The organism is Paenibacillus cremeus (assembly GCF_007786445.1).
GTDB lineage: Bacteria > Bacillota > Bacilli > Paenibacillales > NBRC-103111 > Paenibacillus_G > Paenibacillus_G cremeus.
The window spans coordinates 25669-43278 of the sequence record NZ_VNJI01000036.1; the positions used below are offsets into that span (position 1 = coordinate 25669).

Sequence of the window (17610 nt, forward strand, 5' to 3'; positions counted from 1 at the left end):
CGGGCCGCTTGTGTGCAGCGTTTACGCTTAGGCAAAATTTAAGTCACGCTTACGATGCCAGCTTTTATTTGGGGGATTTTAGGAGGATACCAACATGAATCGATTACGCAGTGCTTTACAAAATAAGCGTTTTTCGCTATTTGTCAGCTTGTACGCCAACGATGCGCAGCTTGCTCTTGCCGCCCTGGAGGAAGGAGCGGAAGGGCTGAAGGTGCACATGAATGTTGGTCACCGCGCGAGTGGCAATCATTTCGGGCCGCTTGCTGAATATGAGATGACGTTCCGTGAAATCCGCGCATTATACGATGGTCCGCTCGGAATCGTGCCCGGGGGAAGCACGGACGATATCCATCCGGAGGAAATCGAGAAGCTGCCGGGGATCGGCATTGATTTTTATTCCATCTACGCGTTTCATCTGCCTTCCTTTCTGCTCCGTTCCGAGCAATTAGCCAGAACATTTGCTGTCAATGACAGCTTCGATCTAAAGCTTGTGCAGGGAGCGGCGCCGTTTGGTATCGACGCGCTGGAAGCGTCCGTTGTGCCGGGAGACGAATACGGAAGCAAGCTGACGTTCGCCGATCTGCTGAAATACCGCTATTTGGTTGAGACGTCAGGAGTGCCGGTTATCGTACCTTCCCAGCGGAAGATCGTGCCTGAGGACATTCCGGCGTTATACGACTCTGGAGTCAAAGCGGTGCTGATCGGCGCGATGGCGACGGGCAAGACCGAGGATGGGATTCGCAGGACGGTCTCGGAGCTCCGCAATGCCATCGATCGGCTGGGGGGAAATTAGATGGAAGCGACTGTCCGTGAGGTGGGGCGGAGGTCGGCCGCGAGCAAAAACAAACCGAGGCGATCCAGTCCGCTTTCCCGCGAAGCAAACTTTTTCGGCTGGCTGTTTGTCAGCCCGATGGTGCTTGGCTTTCTGATATTGATGATCGGTCCGCTGTTCTTTGCATTTTATATGAGCTTGACCGACTGGCCGCTGCTGGGCGACGCCAATTTCATTGGGTTTGACAATTACCGCAATATCGTTTCCGATGCTCTATTCTGGAAGGTGCTTGGGAATACATTTTATTTTGCCGCCGGCCTTGTACCGCTGAATATTGTCATTGCTTTGTCGCTAGCGCTGATGCTGGCGAAGAACAAACGCTGGATGGGCTTGTTTCGAACCGCCATCTTTGTTCCGGTGATCACTTCGCTGATCGTTTGGTCGATTGTCTGGAAGTACATGTTTGCCACCGATTCGGGTTTTATTAACCAGATTTTGCAGTTGTTTGGCGTGACCGGCCCGGCATGGCTGTACAATCCGGATCTGGCGATGCCCGCCGTGATCGTGACGAGTGTACTGAAGAATGTCGGGCTGAATATGGTGCTGTTTATCGCGGCGCTGCAACAGGTGCCGACTCATTTGTATGAAGCGGCCAAAATCGACGGCGCAGGCCGCACGAGCATGTTTTTTAACGTCACGCTGCCGATGATTACGCCAACCGTGTTTTTAACTGTCATGATGACGATTATCGGTTCCCTTAAAGTATTCGGCCAAATTTATGTAATGACGCAAGGCGGACCGGGCAGCAGTACGAAGGTGCTGGTGTACTACATTTGGGAAAAAGCGTTTAAGCTGAACGAATTCGGCTACGCTTCTTCTCTTGCCTTTGTCCTGTTTTTTATCACGCTTATTTTCACCATCATTCAGTGGCAGCTTAGAAAAAGGTGGGTTTTCCATGAAAACTGAAATGACATCCCCCCACTGGTCGCGCCATATATTTAATTTCGCTCATTATGCGGTTCTTGCCTTGGTTTCCGTGTTTATGCTGATTCCGTTCCTCTGGATGCTGTCCACATCGCTGAAGGAACCGGCCAAAGTGTTCGTGTTTCCGCCGGAGCTGATTCCGTCTCCGGTCCGTTTCGAGAATTATTTGGAAGTGCTGAGAACAACGCCGTTTCATCTGTTTTATTTCAACAGCTTTTACATCGCGGTGCTGGTTACGGTGGGAACGGTGCTGTTTTCTTCGCTGGCAGGTTATTCATTTGGAAAGATCCCGTTTAAAGGGCGGAACGTTGTGTTTTTGCTGCTGCTCAGCACGATGATGATTCCGAATGAAGTGACGGCGATCCCGATGTTTCTGTTCATGCGCGACCTGAGGCTGATCAATACGCATGTGCCGCTCATCATCCTGCCTATATTTGCCGCAGGGGGCGTATTCGGCGTGTTTGTGATGAGGCAGTTTTTCCTCGGAGTGCCTAAGGAGCTGGAGGAAGCGGCGATGATCGATGGCTGTTCGCGCTTTCGAATTTATTGGAACATCATGCTGCCCTTAGCCAAACCGGCCATCGCGACGCTGACCATTTTTACGTTTCTAACCAGCTGGAATGACTTTTTCGATCCGCTTATTTTCTTGAGCGCCCGAAAACTGATGACGCTGCCGCTTGCCTTGTCCTTGTTTACGGATGAAGCGGGTACGGCGTGGCATCTGTTGATGAGCGCTTCCGTGATGGCGACGCTACCGCTTTTGCTTGTGTTTTTCTTTGCGCAGAAACAATTTATCGAAGGGGTCTCCATGACCGGTCTGAAGGAGTAAGTCTAATCATTCAGGAGGAGTTTGTGAAATGAATCGTTCAGTCAAAAGCTTGCAAGCCGACGTTGTCGTTGCAGGAGGAGGCCCGGCAGGCATTAACGCCGCCATAGCGGCGGGCAGAATGGGCGCTTCTACCATATTAATTGAGCGTCACGGCTTTCTCGGCGGCATGTCGACGGCAGCTTCCGTTTATCCGTGGATGACGTTTCATACGGAGCAAGGCAATCAGGTGATTAAAGGCATTGCCCAAGAAATTGTAGACAGGTTGGCCGAACGCGGCGGCTCTCCGGGTCACCTGCGCGATACGGTCGGATTTGTGCACACGGTAACACCGTATCATCCGGAGATTTATAAGGTGCTCGCCGTCGATATGCTGAAGGAAGCGGACGTTAAGCTGCTTGTACACAGCTTTGTTGATGAAGTGAAGGCGTCCGGGAACCGGATCGAAAGCATTCAATTAACCAGCAAGTCGGGACGTATCGACGTCAGCGGCGGCATGTTTGTCGACGCGACGGGAGATGCGGATATTGCATATTTGTCCGGTGCGCCTACGCTCAAAGGACGCGAGAGCGACAGCAAAATGCAGCCGATGACGATGAAATTCCGCATGCGCGGAGTCAATGTGCCGGCCATCAAGCAATATATGATGGACAATCCGGGCAACTTTTACAGAAAGACGCCGATCGCCGAGCTGCCGAAACTTCCGCTCAGCGGCGTGCAGGGCTTTTACTCGCAGTGGAAAGCAAGCGGCGTGCCGATCAACCGCGATCAGGTGCTGTTTTTCATCGGACCGGAGGAAGACGAAGTGCTGGTCAATTGCACCAGAGTGCAGGGACTGGACGGCACGGATGTGGAAGATTTGACGCTTGCCGAGGAGCTTGGGCGCAAGCAGGTGCTGATGATGGCGGAGTTTTTGAAACGCGATGTTCCGGGCTTCGAGAAAGCGTCGATTTCTTCGGTAGGCGCGCAAATCGGTATTCGCGAAACACGCCGCATCGAAGGGGTGTACAGCTTGACGATCGACGACGTCGTACAGGGCAGGAGATACGAAGACGCGATCGCCCGCAGCGGGTATCCTGTAGACATTCACGATCCGGCAGGCAAAGGCGTTATCGATGCCGATGTGGGCGGCGACGGTGCTTACGATATCCCGTATCGCTGCCTCGTACCGCAGCAAATCGAGAATTTGCTGGCTGCCGGCAGATGTATTTCCACAACGCATGAAGCACTTGCCACGACTCGGCTTACACCAAGCTGCATGGCGACCGGACAGGCTGCGGGAACGGCTGCGGCCATCGCCTGTGCAGCGAAAGTAGCGGCTAGGGATGTGGATGTACGTGAGCTGAGAGCCCGATTACAGCAGGCAAATATGGTCATCTAAGCTGAGTTCGCTTCGCTGCTCGTCCGATCGCTTGGCTTGAAAGGGGACAGTACGACCAGCTTCAAAGATATTAAAATCGGTGACTGGTATGTGTCAGCGGTTAGCGCAGCGGCTAAAGCCGGCATTATAGGCGGCTTTGAAGACGCGACGTTCAGACCGAATGACAACATCTCCCGCGAGCAAATGGCGTTGATGCTGACTCGGGCGATGACAACTGCCGGCAAATCCTTTGAGCTTACCGGTCCATCGAGTGCGCTGCTGGACTCATTCGCTGATCAAGGCAATATCAGCCCGTGGGCGAAAGCGGCTGTCACTCAAGCGGTTGGTGCCGGTCTGATGCAAGGGCAGACGGACTCCACGTTTGCTTCCGGCGCCCTGGCGTCCAGAGCGGAAGCGATCGTGATGCTCAAGCGGTTTCTGCAGTACGAAAACTTCATTAACTAGCAGGACGAAGAATGATCTCCACGAGGAGGTCATTCTTTTTTGCGTCTGCTACATGTTGCCGTGGCCAAAGTATATACTTATCAAAGTGGAAGTCAAATAATTGTTGAAATGAAAACAACATTGATTGAAGTAGCCGAAAGCGAGTAAAAGGTTCTTTTTAACTAAATTTAGAAACAGCAATTAAACAAAATTTTTGTGCAATAAAATAAAACAATAGTGTTGGTAAATAGTGTAAATTAAATATTGAAAGCGGTCACAGGAGGAGGGGGTTAGCTAGGTCGTTAACGATTTTAACACCCGAAAAGAGAGGAAGAGGATTGTATGAACCGGAAAGTTAAAGCGATTCTTGCAACCGTTACAAGTGCTGTAATGCTCCTGTCGATTCAGTTAGCTCCAGTATGTGCTGCACCCAATATTGATTATCATATTTGGAAGCTGCAACAACCCGATAATACGACGATTTCTTCGTCACAATTAGTTTCGGGATATTCCAGTCCCTATTTCTACATTGCATCCGATGGAAATCAAGCATTCATGGATCCTCAGACCGGAACTCCTACATCGGGCTCGTCTCACCCCCGTTCAGAGTTAAGGGAAATAACTACTAGCGGAGCCAATGCAGCTTGGAGTATGACCGGAACGAACACAATGACGAATACAGCTAAAGTGACATTACAAGGTGGCGGTACGAGTGGTAATACTACAATTGGGCAAGTTTTCGATAGCACTGGTGGCTTTCCGTTGTGCGAGTTTGAATATGAAGCAACTCCTAATTCCAATGGCGGTAACTTCAGAATCTTGTATGAAGAATCATCCGGAAACGGTACCTACACCTATTTAAGCAACGTTGTTCCATTGAATACACAATTTACTTATAAGTTGTCCCTTTCAGGCGGCGTACTGACTGTTTACGTAAATGGTCAGTCGGTATTTTCAAAAAATCCAAACCTCTCAGGAGACCAATTCTACTTCAAGACCGGCAACTACGATCAAACGGCGACAGCCGGTTCGAATTCCACTACGCCATATACCATTGTTGAGCTTAATTCTGTCAGTGTAGTTCACCAGTAAGCTATATAAATATCAAAGCCCCGTGTGAATGTGGTCAAGATCCAATCACGCATTACTATAACTGCAATTAATGACATATGAAGCGGTAGACTGGGCACTTCGGATCGAATCCGCAGAGCCTGTCCAAGTCGATTACATCACGTTCCCTCTAACAGTGCCTAATAATCACTATTACTCAGAATGGGGTTGGCATTGAACTAACAGAGGTACGTTAGTTCAACGATTTTAACAACTTTATTTCAACCCGGCCCGGCCCACATCGTAGGCCGGGTTTACTGCATTTTTTGTGACCAATTTAAACAACTTTATTTTCAGAGAATATTTGAAGGACTTTAGAAGCAGCTCAACGGAAAGAGCGAGTTCGCGGCACCACGGCTGCGGATTCCGCTTGCAACAGACTCAAGCAAGCCCGGTTTCTCCTCTCCCATGAAGGTCCATATTAGAGTGACATGCTACTTATGGTCTCCCACTTTTTGCTAAATATTTTTGTTCGACACTGAGTTTCGACAGCATGGACTACCGGGATTCTAGTACGATACGAATACTCCTCTTATTTTCACGATACTCCAAAAATCAAGGATCAAAGAGTAGGAAGGGGGCTTCGTTCCAGGAGAATTCTGTCATACTTTATTACAAGGGTCGCAATAATCGTAACTGGAGGTAGAAACCATGTTTCGTAGAAGCATTTCTGCAATAATTGCACTTGTTCTATTTTTAAGTGTATTTACGGTAGGGGCGGGCATATCTTATGCGATAAATACCGACATCCCCGATCAGCCAGGCATCACTGCGACGACAACAAATTCGGTAAGCTTGTCCTGGGCGGCGATACAAGGTGCCGATGGCTATAACGTATACCGTTCTCAAGGCGGTAACGGAGTATTTCTTCGGGTGAATACCTCCATTGTTGTACCGAACAGCTATACGGACACTAGTTTGAACGCTAATACAAGATATGATTATAAAATCTCGTTCGTCATAGGCGGCGTGGAATCCTATTTGTCGGTAGCGGCCTCAGGATTAACACAGCCTGACTTTGGTCCCAATGTTTACGTATTCGATCCGACGATGCCGGCAGTCGATATTCAATCCATCAGCACCAATGTGTTTACCCAGCAAGAATCCAATCAATTTGGCAGCGATAGGTATGCGCTGCTGTTCAAGCCCGGCAATTATAATACCAACGTTCGGGTCGGCTTCTACACGCAAGTATCTGGTTTAGGACAAGTCCCCGACGATGTTACTATTAATGGCGGCGTGACGGTTGACGCCAATTGGATGGCGAATCACAACGCAACCGATAATTTTTGGCGCTCGGTTGAAAATCTTTCAGTAGTGCCATCAAGCGGCAATATGCTATGGGCCGTGTCACAGGCCGCACCTATGAGACGTTTGCACGTTAAAGGAGGTCTGACCTTACATGATCAAGGAGGCTGGGCGAGCGGCGGCTTCTTGGCGGATTCCCGGGTGGATGGCGGTGTCGTGTCCGGCTCTCAGCAGCAGTGGATGTCCAGGAACAGCCAATGGTCCAATTGGAACGGGTCCCTCTGGAACATGACTTTTGTCGGTGATGTCAATGCGCCTGCGGATAATTGGCCGACCAATGCTAATACTGTCGTTGACAAAACGCCGATGATTCGCGAGAAACCATTCCTTACATTCGATACCTCCGTCAATCAATATAAAGTATTTGTTCCGAATGTCGCTTCCGATACGTCTGGAACGAGCTGGGCGGGCGGCTATACGGCCGGAGCTTCGATCCCGATCGAAAATTTCCTCATCGCAAACCCTTCCACGTCCATTGCCAGCATCAATTCAGCGCTGGATCAAGGCAAGAACCTGCTGTTCACACCAGGTATTTATCACCTGAACGATACGATTCGGGTCACGAATCCGAATACCGTTGTTATGGGCCTTGGCTTCGCTACTTTGATACCGGATAACGGGCAGGTAGCGATGTCAGTCGCTGATGTTGACGGAGTGAAAATTTCCGGATTGCTTTTCGAAGCCGGTTCGAATCATTCAGCTTCGTTGATGGAAGTCGGGTCTGCAGGCAGCTCGGCGGACCATTCCGCCAATCCTACGTTTCTTTATGATTTGACCCTTAGAATAGGAGGGGCGATTGCCGGATCGGCTGACGTTGGGCTTAAAATTAACAGCAACAACGTCATAGGCGACGATCTTTGGATATGGCGCGCAGACCACGGTGCGGGGGCCGGCTGGACTTCGAATCCGAGTATTAACGGACTCATTGTCAATGGGAATAACGTCATCATGTACGGTCTATTCAACGAGCATCATGAGCAGTATCAGACTTTGTGGAATGGCAATGGCGGGCGGGTATATTTTTATCAATCCGAGATTCCTTACGATGTGCCAAGTCAAAGCGCTTGGATGAGCAGCGGAGGCGCAGTGAATGGCTTTGCTTCTTATAAAGTAGCCGATTCGGTGACTACGCATGAAGCTTATGGCATAGGCGTATATTCGTTTTTCAGAGATGCGGATGTAAAGCTTGAAAGTGCGATTGAAGCCCCGGATACACCAGGCGTTAAAATTCACCACGCTACAACAGTTTACTTGAGCGGTTACGGAGAAATTACTCATATCGCCAATAAGACGGGGACCGCGGTGAAAAGCGGTGCGATGAGGACAACGCTTACAGATTACGTTCCTAGAACGACGACAAGCATTACACCGGTTAATATCGCTACGATCACAGGAAAAGCTCCTGCGTTGCCTGCATTTGTTACACAGAAATTCACCGATTCCACCACCAAACAGGCTCCTGTAGCGTGGGGCAGCATCGATCCTTCACAATATGCGTCCGTCGGGACGTTCACTGTTCAAGGAACGGTAAATGCTGCGGCGGATGCCTCCAACAATCCGGTTAGGGCGCTGGCGAATGTTACCGTCAATCCTGCGCCGAACGTTGCAGTCACGGATATTGCTGTAACATCAGCAGGAAACGTAAATGCGATCGCGACGAAGGGCGGTACGCTGCAAATGGCTGCGACGGTAACGCCGGCGAATGCGGACAATTTAGCGGTTGCTTGGTCGGTATTGAATCTGGACGGTTCTGTTACCGATAAGGCGACGATCAGTGCGGGAGGCCTGCTAACCGCTGCCAAGGATGGCTTGGTGAAGGTAGTGGCATCAGCCGTCGACGGCACCGGCGTCACGGCGAGTCAAACAATCACGATCAGCGGCCAAATTGTCAAGGTTTCGAGCATTACCGTAGTCGGTCAAAATAATGCTGCCGCGATCATTTATAAAGGCGGAACCCTGCAAATGCTTGCCAATGTGCTGCCTGCTAATGCGGACATCAAAGCGTTTACTTGGTCTGTCGTGAACGGAACGGGCAGCGCGACGATCGATTCCTCCGGCTTGTTGACCGCGAAAAGCGACGGGACGGTATCCGTTGTAGCGACAGCCAGTGACGGCTCCGGTGTGAAGGGAACCCAGACGATTGCTATCAGCGGCCAAGCGCTTGTATTGAACAACGGATGGTCATGGGTAAGGGAAAGCCGGGATAATTGGGCGCTTACGGGCAATCCCAATGTGATGAGATTAACGACGATTGAAGGCAGCTGGAGCGGTACGAAGCCAAGCAATATTCTTCTGAGGGATCCTGGCGCCAGCGATTTCACGATATCTACTAAGCTGAATTTTAATGCTGCCGCGAATTTTGAATGGGCAGGCCTCATTGTTTACCAGGATGACGGCAATTTGATTTCATTAGGGCGTGACTATTCCGGCTCCAAGCAGATTCGATTCTCCCAGGTGAAGAACAGCGCGCAGACGGATAAAAATTATGCAGACGTCGTGAATTCCGTAACCGGAGATGTGTATCTCAAGATTGTAAAAACCGGGGCGCAGTATAAGGGCTATTACAGCAGTGATGGAAGCAGTTGGACTACAACGGCGGATACATTCACCCCTAACCCGGCACTATCGAACCCGAATAATGGAGGCAGTAATCCGAGCGTAGGGATATTTGTCAGAAAGCTGGGACCGGCTGCCAAAACCGCCGAATTTACCGATTTTAATGTCAATGGCACGATCATACCGTACTGGGTGCCTGTTTCGATGATTAACGTTACAGGAGCGGGCGGCGGGGCGGTAATCACCACGAATGGCGGGTCGCTTCAAATGTCGGCGCAGGTGCTGCCGGCGAATGCAAGCTCCGGCTCGGTCATATGGTCGGTCTATAACACGGATAATACCGCTACCGATAAGGCGGTGATCAGCAGCAGCGGCTTGCTGACGGCTGTAAAGAACGGACAAGTAAAGGTTGTGGCCAGAGCCTATGACGGTTCCGGCGTAACCGGCAGTGCAACGATCACAATAACGGGGCAGCCTGTTGCGGTCGAGTCTATTGCCGTAATGGGAGCGGGCGGAGCAGCAGCTATCGCCACTAAAGGCGGCTCGCTGCAAATGTCGGCACAAGTGCTGCCGGCGAATGCGAGCAACCAAACGGTTACATGGTCAGTCTATAACACGGACAATACGACGACCGACAAAGCGGCAATCAGCAGCAGTGGCTTGCTGACGGCTGCGAAAAACGGTCAGGTCAAGGTGGTGGCTGCGGCTACTGACGGCTCCGGCGTATCCGGAAGCACATTAGTTGATATTTCCAGTCAAGTGCTGCTTGCACCAACCATTCAAACGGTTGTGGCGGGAACGGGCCATGTCACGATCAGCTGGAGCCCAATGAACGGCGCTGTTACCTATTCGGTGTATCAACGAACAAGCGAAGGCGCTTACGGTGCTGCGCTGGCAATCGTGAATGGATCTGTGAGCAGCTATGATGCGACTGGTCTGGTAAATGGAACGACTTTTCATTTTATAGTAAAAGCAGTGTATCCAGGGGGCACAAGCGATGCGTCCAACGAAGTCAGCGCAACCCCGAAGGCGCCAATACAGAATATTACGACTGATAATGCTCCGGCAAGCTGGGTGAACAAAGATGTAACCGTGACACTGACAGCAATCGACCGCGGTTCAGGTGTAGCTGCTACTTATTACACATTGGACGGCGGGGCTCAGCAATCCGGTACAACGGTCAATATCACCTCCGAGGGGACGCATACCCTTACTTACTGGAGCGTTGACCAGGAAGGCATTGCGGAAGTGAAGCATACGGCAACAGTTCGAATCGATAAGATCGCACCGACGGCTAATGTTGTTTTGGATAAGAACACGCTTTGGCCGGCAAATCATCAGCTTGCATCCATCACGGCATCGGTTACAGCGGCCGACAGCCTATCGGGAATAAATTCTATCGTTCTTACCTCAATTACAAGCAATGAACCGGATAACGGCTTGGAGGCCGGTGATCAATCGAATGATATTCAAGGGGCGGAATTCGGTACCTTCGATACTGGCTTTATGCTCCGTGCGGAAAGGACAGGCAATGGAACAGGGCGTATGTACACGATAACTTATACGGTTACGGATAACGCAGGGAATACAACGAATGCTTCCGCAATTATAGTGGTGCCTCACGATCAATCGGGGAAAAAGTAGGTTTTGCCAATTCAAGCCAACTATTGAGGATATAAGATACCCGGTAGTTGGTTTGTTTTTTGTACATAAAAATTCAGGCCCCGTCGCGTGACGTGGCCCTTCTACAAGCATTGAACAATACGAGGACGAGTTTAAACCCATCCGTGCTTCTCCAACCATACCTTACCTAATTCCGTTCAATATTTTACGCTCCCGTGATCCGCAGCAAGGAACGTTGAGTTGAATAATTAAATATTTCTTTGGTAAAATTTTCATGCTAACATTTTTACTTATAGCAAATTCTAATTATTTTTGTAATGCGAATCTGGTTAGGATTGATACTATACACTAATGGACAATTATTTATCATTTTATTACGTCATAAGGAGTGAAACACATGTCAAAGCCGTATTTAATAGTTGTCACTGGAAGGCCAGGTTCAGGGAAAACAACATTTTCTAAGGAGCTTGGTAATGAGATTTTTATGCCAGTAATCAGCCGGGATCAGATTAAGGAAGGGTATGTACATACTTTCGGCAAAAGACATAACGAGCTTCCGGAGGAAGCCAATAAAACGGCCACGGAAATCTTCTTTGATACGCTCATGGGGCTGATAACAAACAACGTGTCGGTGATTGCTGAAGCAGCGTTCCAGCACAGGATATGGTCGACCATGCTTGAGCAGTTCATGGGAAAGGCGCGGGTCTATCTGTTGATTTGCAAGGTTGACGAAAAGATCGCGCTCGACAGGTTTGTCCGGCGGGGGCTTGACAACCCACTTCGGGAGTACTTCCATGGCGATAAGGGAGTCGACATGGCCAGAAAAGGAATTGAATTGAGCGTAAGCCCTTACGAGGAACCCCAGATCGACGTCCCTAAATTCTATATTGACACTTCAGGGAAATACAACCCCTCCATTAAGGAACTAAGCAGGATAATTTTTGGCGAATAGGATAGGCGATCTAGAACAAGAAAAGATATTTATCAACGAGAAGCCAAAAGACCCGAAGTCTGAAAAGCTATTCCATCGACAATAAGAAATTTACGTTATACGACGGGTACGATAGTCATAATGAACGAGGCGGCCCCATTTCGCTTAACGTAGGTTACATTTGGTAAAAATGTGTAGTGGATTCTACTAAAACCAAATGCAGAGCTACATTCGAAAGGAGCCGCTACTATGAAGGATTACACAAAATTCGTTGGTTTAGACGTATCAAAAGATTCAATTTCTGTTGCTGTTGCTGATGCAGGTCGGGGTGAGCCACGTTTTCTCGGAAACGTTCCGCATACACCTGAAGCTATTCGCAAGTTGATGAAAAAAATAGGCACTCCTGAGCAATTGCATGTATGCTATGAGGCAGGACCAACAGGCTATGGTCTTTTCAGACTCCTCATCTCCCTAGGAATTGACTGTATCGTTGTAGCACCGACACTTATCCCTAAGCGCGCTGGAGACCGCGTTAAAACGGACCGAAGGGATTCTTTAAAACTTGCAAAACTTCTTCGTGCCGGTGAACTTACACCGGTTTGGACTCCAGATGAAGATCATGAAGCATTAAGAGACCTTGTCCGCGCTCGCCATGACGCAAAGGAAGATCTGCAGCGCGCTCGTCTTCGCCTCGTTCAATTTTTGCTTCGTCATGATCTGCGTTCTCCCCAAGGAGTTCGAAATTGGTCGGTTAAACATCGCGAATGGTTGAACAGTCTGCATTTTGAAAAATCCTCGTTACGGATTGTTTTTCAAGAGTATCTTCATTCTATCGATGAAGTGTCCGACCGCATGAAGCGTATCGAAGCTGAAATTCATGAGCAGGCCATGCGCAGTGTTCACGCTCCTGTCATCCAAGCTCTTCAAACCATGCGTGGTGTCGCTGAGGTAACTGCCACCACATTAGTAGCCGAAATTGGACAGTTCTCTCGTTTCTCAAGCCCCAGGCAATTAATGTCTTACGCTGGGCTTGTACCTAAAGAATATTCAAGTGGAGCTACCAGATGGCAAGGGTCCATCACCAAGGTGGGCAATGCTCACATTCGCCATGTCGTCGTAGAATCCGCCTGGGCGTACCGTTACTCCCCTTCCTTAAAAGGGCAACTCCTTGTTCGCCAGAAAGGTCAAGATCCCGAGGCCAGGCGCATTGCTTGGAAAGCTCAACATCGTTTGCATAAAAAATATTCTCAAATCACTTCTCGAGGGAATGCTGGTAAAAAGGCCGCCGTTGCTGTTGCTAGGGAACTCATGGGGTTCATTTGGGCTATTGGTTGTGAAATTGAAAAGAAGCAAGCAGAAGCTATTTCGGCAGCTTAACCATTCATTTAGAATCGCACTGGTTTAAACGAATAATTTGAGGTTTTGGCTCGGAGGCAAAGCTCTGGTAAGGAGAACCCTCTTGTTGAACTATGCACTAGGTCTGTTTTTATAACCAAATGTGCGCCGTTAGTCCGAGGCAGCTCCACGACGGATGGATTGAAATGCGGTAACCAACCCGCGCATATCAGACTGTTAACCACCGTCAACTCCTTTGCCTTCGTGCCAAGATCTTAAAGCATTCTCTTTTTCAGCGTGGACATTATATCCTTTCTCTCCGTTTGATTGTCAAGGACGCAAAGTCACCGTCCTTGACAATCACTTCGCGAAAGAATCTTTTGGTTATTAGGCTGAAAAAAAGAATGTAAAGAATAAAGAAAACCATTCCAAAAAATGGGGTGTTGACCGCCTCGTTCATATCAGTTCAACCATAACAGGGAGCAGACCGACTCGGAGCTAATCCCTGTTTCATTGAAGTAACTGGCAGATTTGTTTAATAAACAGGCAGGGGGAAGCGAAAAGTGGAAGAAACCATTAGAGAAGCTCTACCCGCGGAGATGTGTCTAGAAATCTAAAGAGGTGAGCCTATGGCAGTCGTAAAAACCATGAAACAGGATATTGATATGTTGGCAGGTTGCTTCGAGCTGAAGCTGAGACCGAAGGCGAAATGGGCATGCTCCTTGTTGGAAATGTTGGCATTAACCGAATAAGAGCGAATTGCTCCGATTTTAAAGGAATCCGGACAATTTCCCAAATGATTAACCAGCCACATGCGTTCGAAGCGCTGCTTCATGGGTGTACTATCAAAATGCAAGAGAGAGGGAACGCCGTCTGGCGCAACGGGTTGTGAATGGGGAGCGGAATTGGCCAGCCGAATATAATCAGCCGCACGTAGGACGATGGAAGAAGCACTGTTTTTATCAACCGACCGTGAAAGAATGTGAAAATGTATATAATACGTTTGGTTGACAAGAACTTTATCTCATTAATGCCGCGTAAATCGCGGCTTTTTTGGTTTTAGTGGAAGTTGTCGATCGAGCAGGTCAAGCAGACACCGGCATTTTCCACTATTTACATACTATACTTTACAATACCCCGTATGGTATAACAATTATCGGGGGGGATTAACCAATTATGACCATTCAACAATTTTTGAAGCTTGAAGAATCCGACCAACTGGAAATATGGGTAGCATTTCAAGCCTTGAAGCCAGCGGAATTTGAAGTCTTTCTACTTTGGTTCCAGGATCATCTAGCAAGACGGGAATTGCGCCAACTGGTTGCTCGAGTCAATCAAACGTTCGTATTAGGAAATTCGTGCTCAGTGGCGGAGTAGAATTGAGGAGCGGGAAGCGGCGTCTGCAACGCAGTGAATCTGGTGCTACTTACATAAATTAATAAGGCCCGTAGTAATGGGCTTTTCTTTTTTTATCTAGTTTTTTGACCGCCGTAAGGCGTTGAGCACACGGATACGACACATGGATGAACCGCGTATTGTCCAGCGACACAAACTTAGGCGCTTTAAGATCCCTGTAATGTTAGTCGGGGGAAGAGGAGAAAGTTGTTCAAAAGAGCGATTATCGCAACCTGCACTTAGACCGCTATCAAGCACCCATGAGGTGCCTTTTTTTCGACTTTACACGATGAGAACTGTAAGACGGCGGAGGAGGCACGACCGGGAGGTTGGGCCATCCGTCAAACAAAGATATGAAAGGGATGACCCCACTTGTGGCAGAAGCTCGCGAACTGGAACACCTTGCGCAATCAGATGTTGGCCGGATTCGTGTCGGTTATGATCGTGGTTTTGGTCTGTGTGGGCCTCCTTACGTTCAATTCAGTTTCCACGCTTCTGAATACGAAGGCAGAAACGCAGATGAAGCAAACCGCTAGTCTAACTGACGGCAGGCTGGAAGCGCTTATTAATCAGATGGATACGCTGACATTGCAAGCGATTAACGACCCGCGCCTACAGCAGCTCTTTTTCTCACTTGCAAACGGCGAAGCCGTAAGTTTCAGCCAGCGGCAGGCTATGATGCAAATCTACAATCATATTCAAGCGTATAGTAACGGCGTAAACAGCGTCGAGCTGTATTCCTCAGATTTGAAGCGGATGTATCCACTGGATGAACAAAGCTTGACGAATCGAGTGACGAGCAACTGGATTGATCAGGCAGACAAGGAAAAAGGAAAGCTGGTTTGGATCGGCAACGATCCTAGAGACCCTGATTCAGTCCTCGCGATTCGACGTATTAATTTAATTGATCGCTGGTTCTCTAACGGCGGTTATTTGCTTGTGACAATTAAGCGCAGCTATTTTGAATTTCAGGCGGAGATGTCTCAGTCAGGTCATCGGGAGTTAATGCTGCTAGCCGATAGCGCGTCGAGACCGATTGTGGGCGATGGTTCAGCACTCGCGGTTGTATCCGAACTGATGCAGGAGGATTCCGATAAGGTTACGCTCGAGGGGCAGCGATATATTTTAGTTAAAAAGCTTTCAGAGAAGACCGGCTGGACGCTGATGATCCTGTATCCGGTCAGCGAGATTACTGACGGGATATCCATCTTGCGTGTGGCGATTTTCGTCTCCGGAGCGATAGGCTCTGTTCTCTTTACTATTTTGTCTTTCTTGCTTTCGATGATGATCACGCAGCCGATTCTACGGCTGATGCGGGCGATGAGAAATACCAGGCAAGGCGTTTTAAAGCCGAATCTATCGAAAACGTATACGACAGAGCTGAACGACCTTAATATGACCTATAACCAGATGGTAGAAAATATTAATCGACTCATTAAACTGGTCTATGAGAAAGAAATACTCCAAAGCAGGACGGAACTGCTGGCGCTGCAAGCCCAAATCAATCCGCATTTTTTATATAATACCCTGGAGGCGCTTTATTGGTCATTAGAAGGAAAAGGGGAGGAAGAACTGGCCAATCTTGTGGTCTCGATGTCCGATTTATTTCGTTATGTGATCAGCGGGCCGAATAAGGAAGAATGGGTGACATTGGGCGATGAGCTGGATCATGTGAAACGGTATTTGGGCATTATTAGCGTAAGATTCGGTTCCCGTCTGGAATGGCAAATTCATGCCGCGGATCAATTTAGCAGCGTTCCGATTCCGAAGCTGCTGATACAGCCTTTGGTGGAGAATGCGATTCTTCACGGCATGGAAGGGAAAACAGGCCCCGGTCTAGTTACGATTACCGTGGAGCCGTCGCCAATGAACCCGTCCGATCTGCGGATTACAGTCAGTGACGATGGACCGGGTATGGATGATCGTACGCGGAGAGACGTCATGGGGGCTGGCAATAGCGAAAGTACTTCATCCGGCAAAGGGAAGGGCATGGGACTATCCAATGTCATGCGCCGCATTAAGCTCTATTACCCATCGCAAGCCGGAGAGAATCGCGGGTTGTCGATTGACAGCACGCCCGGACAAGGGACAAGCGTTCGATTTGATATTCCGATTCATAGGGAGGTTCACCATGATTCCATCGGGGAAAACAATTCTAGTCGTTGACGATGAACCGTTGACAAGAGAAGGCATTCGTAAATCGTTAGAGTCCTGGTCGGCAGGACGCCATCAAATATTAAGCAGCAGCAATGGCACAGAAGCTTTGGAGCTGCTCAAAAGCCGCCTCGTCCATCTGCTCATCACCGATATTCGGATGCCGGAGGTGAGCGGTCTTCAGGTGGTGGAAGCCATCCATAGCACGCTTCATAAGCCGGTTGTCATTATTATATCGGGTCACCCCGACTTTCAGTATGCCCAATCCGCGATCCAACTGGGCGTCGTCAACTACCTACTCAAACCGGTACAAAAAAGCAAGCTGCTTGAAGCCGTTGAGCAGGCGCTGCGGATTGAAGAAGAACGAGGTCGGGTGGAAGCGATGGAGAAAATCGTAGATTCCCGACTTATGCAGGCAAAGATGGAAGCGAATCACTACAGCCCGCCTGTTCAACAGGCCGTAGCTTATGTGGAGGAGCATTTGAAAGAGCCGCTTGGCATGCGCGAAATCGCGAACCAAATTCATCTGAATCCAAGCTATTTCAGCGCGCTGTTTAAAGAGCAGACGGGTATGACGTTCAGCGAATATGTTTCGCGGATCCGAATCCAGAAAGCTAAAGAGCTGCTTTTGCAAACGCGGCTTACGATTGCCGACATTTCGGAGCAGGTGGGGTATCAAACACCGAAATATTTTATCAAGATCTTTAAAGATTACGAAGGAATCAGTCCGAATCAATATCGCAAGCAGGTCGATTGAGGCTGACTTAGAAGCAAACATCTAAAAATAGTGGAATATTTGCCGATGGTCGTTA

12 protein-coding genes and 1 pseudogene are annotated in these 17610 nt (G+C 49.0%); all 13 read left to right on the forward strand.

Going from position 1 to position 17610, the window contains the following annotated elements; genetic code table 11:
• The first annotated feature begins 94 nt into the window (after positions 1-94).
• The 13 genes and pseudogenes from FPZ49_RS23515 (at position 95) to FPZ49_RS23575 (ending at position 17555) form a co-directional block, all read left to right on the forward strand.
• Positions 95-793, forward strand: a complete 699-nt coding sequence (locus tag FPZ49_RS23515) for a hypothetical protein (protein ID WP_144851659.1) — start codon at positions 95-97, stop codon at positions 791-793.
• On the forward strand, positions 794-1738 hold the full coding sequence (locus FPZ49_RS23520; RefSeq protein ID WP_144851661.1) for a carbohydrate ABC transporter permease: 945 nt from the start codon (positions 794-796) through the stop codon (positions 1736-1738).
• Positions 1728-2585: a carbohydrate ABC transporter permease gene (locus tag FPZ49_RS23525; RefSeq protein WP_144851663.1), complete on the forward strand. Its 858-nt coding sequence runs from the start codon at positions 1728-1730 to the stop codon at positions 2583-2585. Before FPZ49_RS23520 ends, FPZ49_RS23525 begins: the two co-directional genes overlap by 11 nt.
• A gap of 28 nt (positions 2586-2613) precedes the next feature.
• Entirely contained in the window at positions 2614-3963 is a 1350-nt protein-coding gene (locus FPZ49_RS23530) for an FAD-dependent oxidoreductase (protein WP_144851665.1), read from the forward strand.
• 36 nt (positions 3964-3999) lie between these two features.
• The gene (locus tag FPZ49_RS23535) at positions 4000-4407 is read left to right on the forward strand and encodes an S-layer homology domain-containing protein (protein WP_186446037.1); all 408 of its coding nucleotides are present in this window, start codon (positions 4000-4002) and stop codon (positions 4405-4407) included.
• A 321-nt stretch (positions 4408-4728) separates the two neighbouring features.
• The gene (locus FPZ49_RS23540; protein ID WP_144851668.1) at positions 4729-5478 is read left to right on the forward strand and encodes a polysaccharide lyase family 7 protein; all 750 of its coding nucleotides are present in this window, start codon (positions 4729-4731) and stop codon (positions 5476-5478) included.
• Positions 5479-6147: 669 nt separating this feature from the next.
• The gene (locus FPZ49_RS23545; RefSeq protein WP_144851670.1) at positions 6148-11004 is read left to right on the forward strand and encodes an Ig-like domain-containing protein; all 4857 of its coding nucleotides are present in this window, start codon (positions 6148-6150) and stop codon (positions 11002-11004) included.
• Between the two features lie 376 nt (positions 11005-11380).
• Entirely contained in the window at positions 11381-11935 is a 555-nt protein-coding gene (locus FPZ49_RS23550) for an AAA family ATPase (RefSeq protein ID WP_144851672.1), read from the forward strand.
• Positions 11936-12163: 228 nt separating this feature from the next.
• On the forward strand, positions 12164-13291 hold the full coding sequence (locus FPZ49_RS23555) for an IS110 family transposase (protein WP_144851673.1): 1128 nt from the start codon (positions 12164-12166) through the stop codon (positions 13289-13291).
• Positions 13292-13878: 587 nt separating this feature from the next.
• Positions 13879-14260, forward strand: a pseudogene (locus tag FPZ49_RS23560) (cell wall hydrolase).
• Between the two features lie 165 nt (positions 14261-14425).
• The gene (locus tag FPZ49_RS23565) at positions 14426-14626 is read left to right on the forward strand and encodes a hypothetical protein (RefSeq protein ID WP_144851675.1); all 201 of its coding nucleotides are present in this window, start codon (positions 14426-14428) and stop codon (positions 14624-14626) included.
• Between the two features lie 390 nt (positions 14627-15016).
• A complete protein-coding gene (locus FPZ49_RS23570) occupies positions 15017-16810 on the forward strand; it encodes a sensor histidine kinase (RefSeq protein ID WP_261381566.1) in 1794 nt (597 codons plus the stop codon).
• Positions 16776-17555: a response regulator gene (locus FPZ49_RS23575; protein WP_144851677.1), complete on the forward strand. Its 780-nt coding sequence runs from the start codon at positions 16776-16778 to the stop codon at positions 17553-17555. Before FPZ49_RS23570 ends, FPZ49_RS23575 begins: the two co-directional genes overlap by 35 nt.
• Positions 17556-17610 lie beyond the last annotated feature (55 nt).

Excerpts from the sequence above, each read along its gene's own strand:
- FPZ49_RS23530 (WP_144851665.1), top strand. The coding sequence starts at position 2,614 with ATGAATCGTTCAGTCAAAAGCTTGCAAGCCGACGTTGTCGTTGCAGGA.
- FPZ49_RS23540 (WP_144851668.1), top strand. The coding sequence starts at position 4,729 with ATGAACCGGAAAGTTAAAGCGATTCTTGCAACCGTTACAAGTGCTGTA.
- FPZ49_RS23555 (WP_144851673.1), top strand. The coding sequence starts at position 12,164 with ATGAAGGATTACACAAAATTCGTTGGTTTAGACGTATCAAAAGATTCA.
- FPZ49_RS23575 (WP_144851677.1), top strand. The coding sequence starts at position 16,776 with ATGATTCCATCGGGGAAAACAATTCTAGTCGTTGACGATGAACCGTTG.
- FPZ49_RS23545 (WP_144851670.1), top strand. The coding sequence starts at position 6,148 with ATGTTTCGTAGAAGCATTTCTGCAATAATTGCACTTGTTCTATTTTTA.
- FPZ49_RS23550 (WP_144851672.1), top strand. The coding sequence starts at position 11,381 with ATGTCAAAGCCGTATTTAATAGTTGTCACTGGAAGGCCAGGTTCAGGG.
- FPZ49_RS23515 (WP_144851659.1), top strand. The coding sequence starts at position 95 with ATGAATCGATTACGCAGTGCTTTACAAAATAAGCGTTTTTCGCTATTT.
- FPZ49_RS23565 (WP_144851675.1), top strand. The coding sequence starts at position 14,426 with ATGACCATTCAACAATTTTTGAAGCTTGAAGAATCCGACCAACTGGAA.
- FPZ49_RS23525 (WP_144851663.1), top strand. The coding sequence starts at position 1,728 with ATGAAAACTGAAATGACATCCCCCCACTGGTCGCGCCATATATTTAAT.
- FPZ49_RS23520 (WP_144851661.1), top strand. The coding sequence starts at position 794 with ATGGAAGCGACTGTCCGTGAGGTGGGGCGGAGGTCGGCCGCGAGCAAA.